Raw genomic sequence first — 6,722 nt, 5'->3', positions numbered from 1 at the left:
CCTTCCGTTGCCCAAGCCTTTGAATTGGGTTGGAACAAAACCGTCAACTATTCGTGGACGACCCTCAAATTTTTCGGAAAACTGGTTACGGGCAATGCCTCTTTGAACCATATTTCCGGCCCCCTGACCATTGCCGATGTCGCCGGACAATCCGCCAAACTCGGATTGCAGAGCTACCTCGAATTTCTGGCCTTGGTCAGCATCAGCTTAGGCGTGTTGAACCTTTTGCCCATCCCCGTTTTAGACGGCGGACATTTGGTTTTTTATACCGCCGAATGGATACGCGGAAAGCCTTTGAGCGAGCGCATACAGGCAGTCGGCCTGCGCTTCGGACTGGCAGCCATGCTTTTGATGATGGCTGTGGCTTTCTTTAATGACATCAACCGTTTGTTTGGATAATTTATGAAACTGAACCAGATTGCTTCCGCTTTAATGGTATTGAGCCTGTCTCCACTGGCATTGGCTGACTTTACCATTCAGGACATCCGCGTCGAAGGCCTGCAGCGCACCGAGCCGAGTACCGTCTTCAACTACCTGCCCGTTAAAGTCGGTGATAATTTCAATGATGCGCGCAGTGAAGAAATCATCAAAAAACTCTACGCAACCGGTTTCTTTGACGACGTACGCGTCGAAACCATGGACAATCAAGTCCTGCTGACCGTGATTGAGCGTCCAACCATCAGCTCGCTCAATATTACCGGCGCGAAAATGCTGCAAAACGATGCCATCAAGAAAAACCTTGAAGCCTTCGGTTTGGCGCAATCCCAATACTTCAACCAAGCAACGCTGAACCAAGCCGTTGCCGGTTTGAAAGAAGAGTATTTGAGCCGTGGCAAACAGTCTGTCCAAATCACTCCGACTGTAACCAAACTCGCCCGTAACCGCGTATCTATCGATATTGCCATCGAAGAGGGCAAATCTACCAAGATTACCGATATTTCCTTTGAAGGCAACGAAGTTTATTCCGACCGCCGCCTGCTGAAACAAATGTCCCTGAGCGAAGGTGGTATGTGGACTTGGATCACTAAGAGCAATCAGTTCAATGAGCAAAAATTTGCTCAGGACATGGAAAAAATCACCAATTACTACCAAAACAACGGCTACTTCAACTTCCGCATTTTGGATACCGACATCCAAACCAACGAAGACAAAACTAAGCAAACCATTAAAGTAACCGTCAGCGAAGGCGACCGCTTCCGTTGGGGCAATGTACGCATCGAAGGCGATACGCTGGAAGTGCCGAAAGAAGATTTGGAAAAACTGCTGACCATGAAGCCGGGCAAATGGTACGAGCGCGCGCAAATGTCCAATTCGCTCGAAGCCATCCAAAACCGCATGGGTCAGGCAGGTTACGCATTCAGCGAAATCAATGTCCAACCGATTCCCAATGCCGAAACGCATACCGTTGATTTTGTGCTGACCGTTCAGCCGGGCCGCAAAATCTATGTGAACGAAATCAACATTACCGGCAACAACAAAACCCGTGACGAAGTCATTCGCCGCGAGTTGCGCCAAATGGAATCGGCGCCTTACGACTCTGCCAAACTGCAACGTTCTAAAGAGCGCGTTGAGTTGTTGGGCTACTTCGACAACGTTCAATTTGATGCGGTTCCTGTGGCCAATACCCCTGACCAAGTTGACCTGAACATGAGCCTGACCGAACGTTCTACCGGCTCGCTCGACTTGAGCGCAGGTTGGGTTCAGGATACCGGTTTGGTGATGTCTGCCGGCGTGGCTCAAGACAACCTGTTCGGTACGGGTAAATCCGTTGCCCTGCGCGCTTCCCGCAGTAAAACCACAGTAAACGGCTCGTTGTCGTTTACCGACCCATACTTCACACCTGACGGCGTAAGCTTGGGCTACGACCTTTACGGCAAGTCTTACGACCCGCGTAAAGCTTCTTCCAGCGCGAAACAATATAAAACTACAACTTTCGGCGGCGGTTTGCGTATCGGTATTCCGGTTACCGAATATGACCGTGTAAACTTCGGTTTGGCCGCAGAGCGTCTGACCGTGAATACCTACAAAGGCGCGCCTAAACGCTATGCTGACTTTATCAACCAATACGGTAAAGGCGACGGCAGCGGCGTGGGTAACTTCAAAGGCTGGTTGTACAAAGGTACCATCGGCTGGGGCCGCAACAAAACCGACAATGCCTTGTGGCCGACCCGCGGTTACCTGACCGGCGTAAACGGCGAAATCGCCTTGCCGGGCAGCGACCTGCAATACTACACCTTGACCCACAACCAAACTTGGTTCTTCCCATTGAGCAAAGATTTCACGCTGATGCTGGGTGGCGAAGTCGGTTATGGCAACGGCTACGGCAAAACCAAAACCATGCCGTTCTTTGAAAACTTCTACGGCGGCGGCTTAGGCTCCGTCCGCGGTTTTGAAAGCGGTACGCTGGGCCCGAAAGTCTATGACGAATACGGCGAGAAAATCAGCTACGGCGGTAACAAAAAAGCCAACGTTTCCGCAGAGTTGCTCTTCCCGATGCCGGGCATTAAAGATTCGCGTACCGTCCGTCTGAGCCTGTTTGCCGATGCGGGCAGCGTGTGGGATGACAAAACTTACAACGACAGCAGCAGCAATTCTTATTACACCAACGGCGCGCTCCAAAACGTGTATGGCGTAGGCACAACGCACAAATCGACATTCAAAAACGAATTGCGTTACTCTGCCGGTGCTGCCGTGACTTGGCTCTCTCCGCTGGGTCCGATGAAGTTCAGTTATGCTTATCCGATTAAGAAAAAAGAAGGCGACGAAATCCAACGCTTCCAATTCCAACTCGGTACGACATTCTGATGATGTTTAGGCCGTCTGAAACCGGGTTTGTCCGTTTCAGACGGCCTCATGGCAGATTGGCGGCAAGCTTATTGCAAACCGCCCGTTTGTTTTCAAGCAAGGATTTTTATCATGAGTAAAATAGCCGACACCCTCCGTGTCCTCACCGTAGCCCTGCCGGGTTTCGTGCTGTTGCCGCAAGCGGCGGCGGATGGAGTGCAGAAAATCGGTTTTATCAATACCGAGCGCGTTTATCAGGAATCCAAGCAGGCGCAAAGCATTCAGATGACTTTGGAAAAAGAGTTCAAAAGCCGTCAAACCGCCTTGCAAAAGTTGCAACAGGAAGGCGAGGCTTTGGAGCGAAAACTGAGCGGCGACAAGCTCAGCGACAGCCAAAGGGAAGCGGAAACCCAAAAGTGGCGTAATCTGGTACAGAAATTCCGCAAGCAGCAGGCTGAGTTGGCAGAAGACTACAACCTGCGCCGCAATGAAGAATTCGCCGCGCTCCAGCAAAATGCCAACCGCGTCATCGTCGATTTGGCCAAGCGCGAAGGTTACGACTTCATCTTGCAGGACGTGATTTACGTCAACGGCCGTTACGACATTACCGACAGCGTTATCAAAGCCCTAAACGCTCACTGACCCTGCTCGGCAGCGAATGTGACCATACAGACAAACCTAAGGCCGTCTGAAACCCAAATCGGCAACTTTCAGACGGCCTGACATCTTGACGGCAGATTATCATGACTTCACAAGCATACACCCTGTCCCAAATCGTTTCCCAGCTCGGCGGCGAATGGAAAGGCGAAGACATCGCCATTACCGCCGTCCGCCCGTTGGATCAGGCGCAGACGGAACACATCAGCTTTTTGGCCAATCCGAAATACAAAGCCGAAGTACACGACAGCCAAGCAGGCGCAGTGATTGTGTCGCCGAAAGCCGCAGACGAATTTGCAGGCCGCAACCTGATTGTGGCTGCCGACCCTTATCTTTATTTTGCCAAAGTGGCACGATTGTTCTCGCCGATTGTCAAAGCACAGGGCGGCGTACATCCGACCGCCGTTGTCGAGGCAAGTGCCAAAGTACCGGCAAGCTGCGAAATCGGCGCGAATGCCTATATCGGAGCGAATGCCGTATTGGGCGAGGGCTGCCGTATTTTGGCCAATGCCGTTGTCCAACACGATTGCACGTTGGGCGATGAAGTCGTGTTGCATCCCAACTCCGTCATCTATTACGGCTGTACTTTGGGCAACCGTGTCGAAATCCACAGCGGCGCAGTCATCGGTGCGGACGGTTTCGGCTTGGCCTTCGCCGGAGATTCATGGTTTAAAATCCCGCAAACCGGCGCAGTCACGCTGGGCGATGATGTGGAAATCGGTTCGAACACCAATATCGACCGCGGCGCAATGAGCGATACGACCGTCGGCAACGGCACCAAAATCGACAACCAAGTCCAAATCGGCCACAACTGCAAAATCGGTTCGCACACCGTTATCGCCGCCAAGACCGGTATTTCCGGCAGCGTCACCATCGGCAATTATTGTATTATCGGCGGCGGCGTCGGCACGGTCGGACACATCGAAATCGCCGATAAAACCACCATCGGCGGCGGTACATCCGTTACCCACAGCATTACCGAAAGCGGCCAGCATCTGGCCGGTATTTTCCCGATGTCGGGCTACAAAGACTGGGCGCGCAATGCCGTTTATATCCACCGTTTGAGCGAAATGAACAAACGCCTCAAAACGCTGGAGAAACAGCTTGCCGACAGCGACGAAGCCTAAAGGCGGCGCAAACAGTCCGCGCCCCCGCATCCGAATACGTTTAAACCCAATACAAACAAGGAAAGACGAACATCATGGACGTACAACTCCCGATTGAAGCCAAAGACATTCAAAAACTTATCCCACACCGTTATCCGTTTTTGCAACTCGACCGCATTACTGCGTTCGAACCGATGAAAACCCTGACTGCGATTAAAAACGTCACCATGAACGAGCCGCAGTTCCAAGGCCACTTTCCCGACCTGCCCGTGATGCCCGGCGTGCTGATTATCGAAGCCATGGCGCAAGCGTGCGGCACACTCGCCATCCTCAGCGAAGGCGGCCGCAAAGAAAACGAATTCTTCTTCTTCGCCGGTATTGACGACGCCCGTTTCAAACGCCAAGTCATCCCCGGCGACCAACTGGTTTTTGAAGTCGAGCTGCTGACCAACAAACGCGGTATCGGCAAATTTAACGCCGTTGCCAAAGTCGACGGCCAAGTTGCCGTTGAAGCCGTGATTATGTGCGCCAAACGCGTGGTGTAAGAATGGGACAGGCCGTCTGAAAGTTCAGACGGCATCTTGCAGGCAATACCTGTATCAGACAGCAAGGAGACAGCATGACCCTTATCCATCCGACCGCCGTCATCGACCCTAAAGCCGAACTTGACTCCAGCGTCAAAGTCGGCCCATACAGCATCATCGGCCCCAATGTGCAAATCGGCGCGAATACCGAAATCGGCCCGCACGTCGTCATCAACGGTCATACGACCATCGGTGAAAACAACCGCATTTTCCAATTTGCCAGCCTCGGCGAAATTCCGCAGGACAAAAAATACCGCGACGAGCCGACCAAGCTGATTATCGGCAACGGCAACACCATCCGCGAATTTACGACGTTCAACCTCGGTACGGTTACCGGCATCGGCGAAACCCGTATCGGCGACGACAACTGGATTATGGCCTACTGCCACCTCGCCCATGACTGCGTGGTCGGCAACCATACCATCTTCGCCAACAACGCCTCACTTGCAGGTCACGTTACCATCGGCGACTACGTCGTCTTGGGCGGCTACACGCTGGTGTTCCAATTCTGCCAAATCGGTGACTACGCCATGACCGCGTTTGCCGCCGGCGTACACAAAGACGTACCGCCGTACTTTATGGCTGCAGGCTACCGCGCCGAACCGGCCGGCCTCAACAGCGAAGGTATGCGCCGCAACGGTTTCACTGCCGAACAGATTGCCTCCGTCAAAGATGCGTATAAAACCATTTACCATCGCGGCATTCCGTTTGAAGAAGCTAAGACAGAGATTCTGAAACGCGCCGAAACCCAAAGCGAATTGGCGGTATTTAAAGACTTTTTTGCACAATCCACACGCGGCATTATCCGTTGATTGATGGATTGAAGGCCGTCTGAAACTTTTTCAGACGGCCTTTGGATTGCAAAAATCCGCGTAGTAGGGCAGGTTTCTGCCCGTTTGCTGTCGATGCCGTCTGAAAACGGTTGGGCAAATGACCGCCCCAAAATCTTTTAGCTTCCGAACCTCAACAATATGAACTCCAATCCTTCCCCCCTTATCGCCATCAGCGTCGGCGAAGCTTCCGGCGACTTGCTCGGCGCACATTTAATCCGTGCCATTAAGGCGCGTTGCCCGAATGCGTGGTTTACCGGCATCGGCGGCGAGCGCATGAAGGCGGAGGGTTTTGAGAGTTTGTACGATCAGGAAAAGCTGGCGGTGCGCGGTTTTGTTGAGGTCATCAAACGCCTGCCGCAGATTTTGAAAATCCGCAAAGGGCTGGTGAACGATTTGCTCCGCCTCAAGCCGGATGTGTTTATCGGCATCGATGCGCCGGACTTTAATCTCGGCGTGGCCGAAAAACTCAAGCAGGCAGGCATTCATACCATTCATTATGTCAGCCCGTCGGTTTGGGCGTGGCGGCGCGAACGGGTCAATAAAATCGTACATCAGGTCAACCGCGTGTTGTGCCTATTTCCGATGGAACCGCAGCTATATATCGATGCCGGCGGCAAGGCTGAGTTTGTCGGCCATCCGATGGCGCAAACCATGCCGGTGGAAGCGGATAGGGCGGCGGCACGGCAGAAGCTGGGCGTACCTGCGGACGTGCCCGTGTTTGCCATCTTGCCCGGCAGCCGCGTGAGCGAAATCGATTA

At 52.9% G+C, this 6,722-nt stretch carries 7 protein-coding genes; all 7 read left to right on the top strand.

The window, feature by feature from the left end; all coding sequences use genetic code 11:
- Window positions 1-399: site-2 protease family protein (locus tag ACTHS3_RS08820; protein WP_440367711.1), on the top strand; the 399-nt coding region annotated here is incomplete at its 5' end.
- Between the two features lie 3 nt (window positions 400-402).
- Window positions 403-2,805 (top strand): outer membrane protein assembly factor BamA, encoded by a 2,403-nt coding sequence (gene bamA, locus ACTHS3_RS08815; RefSeq protein WP_070587898.1) that lies wholly within the window; start codon window positions 403-405, stop codon window positions 2,803-2,805.
- 111 nt (window positions 2,806-2,916) lie between these two features.
- Window positions 2,917-3,426, top strand: coding sequence for an OmpH family outer membrane protein (locus ACTHS3_RS08810; RefSeq protein ID WP_070624925.1), 510 nt, complete (start codon window positions 2,917-2,919; stop codon window positions 3,424-3,426).
- A 101-nt stretch (window positions 3,427-3,527) separates the two neighbouring features.
- Complete coding sequence (lpxD, locus tag ACTHS3_RS08805) at window positions 3,528-4,568, top strand: UDP-3-O-(3-hydroxymyristoyl)glucosamine N-acyltransferase (RefSeq protein WP_070624927.1); 1,041 nt, start codon at window positions 3,528-3,530, stop codon at window positions 4,566-4,568.
- 74 nt (window positions 4,569-4,642) lie between these two features.
- Window positions 4,643-5,092, top strand: a complete 450-nt coding sequence (gene fabZ, locus ACTHS3_RS08800) for a 3-hydroxyacyl-ACP dehydratase FabZ (protein WP_003681704.1) — start codon at window positions 4,643-4,645, stop codon at window positions 5,090-5,092.
- A gap of 74 nt (window positions 5,093-5,166) precedes the next feature.
- Window positions 5,167-5,943, top strand: coding sequence for an acyl-ACP--UDP-N-acetylglucosamine O-acyltransferase (gene lpxA, locus ACTHS3_RS08795; RefSeq protein WP_049332967.1), 777 nt, complete (start codon window positions 5,167-5,169; stop codon window positions 5,941-5,943).
- Window positions 5,944-6,102: 159 nt separating this feature from the next.
- A partial coding sequence (gene lpxB, locus ACTHS3_RS08790) for a lipid-A-disaccharide synthase (RefSeq protein WP_440367708.1) occupies window positions 6,103-6,722 on the top strand: 620 nt, incomplete at its 3' end.

The sequence above is a fragment of the Neisseria sp. P0009.S007 genome (assembly GCF_051962515.1).
This window is presented reverse-complemented; position numbering and strand designations above follow the sequence as displayed.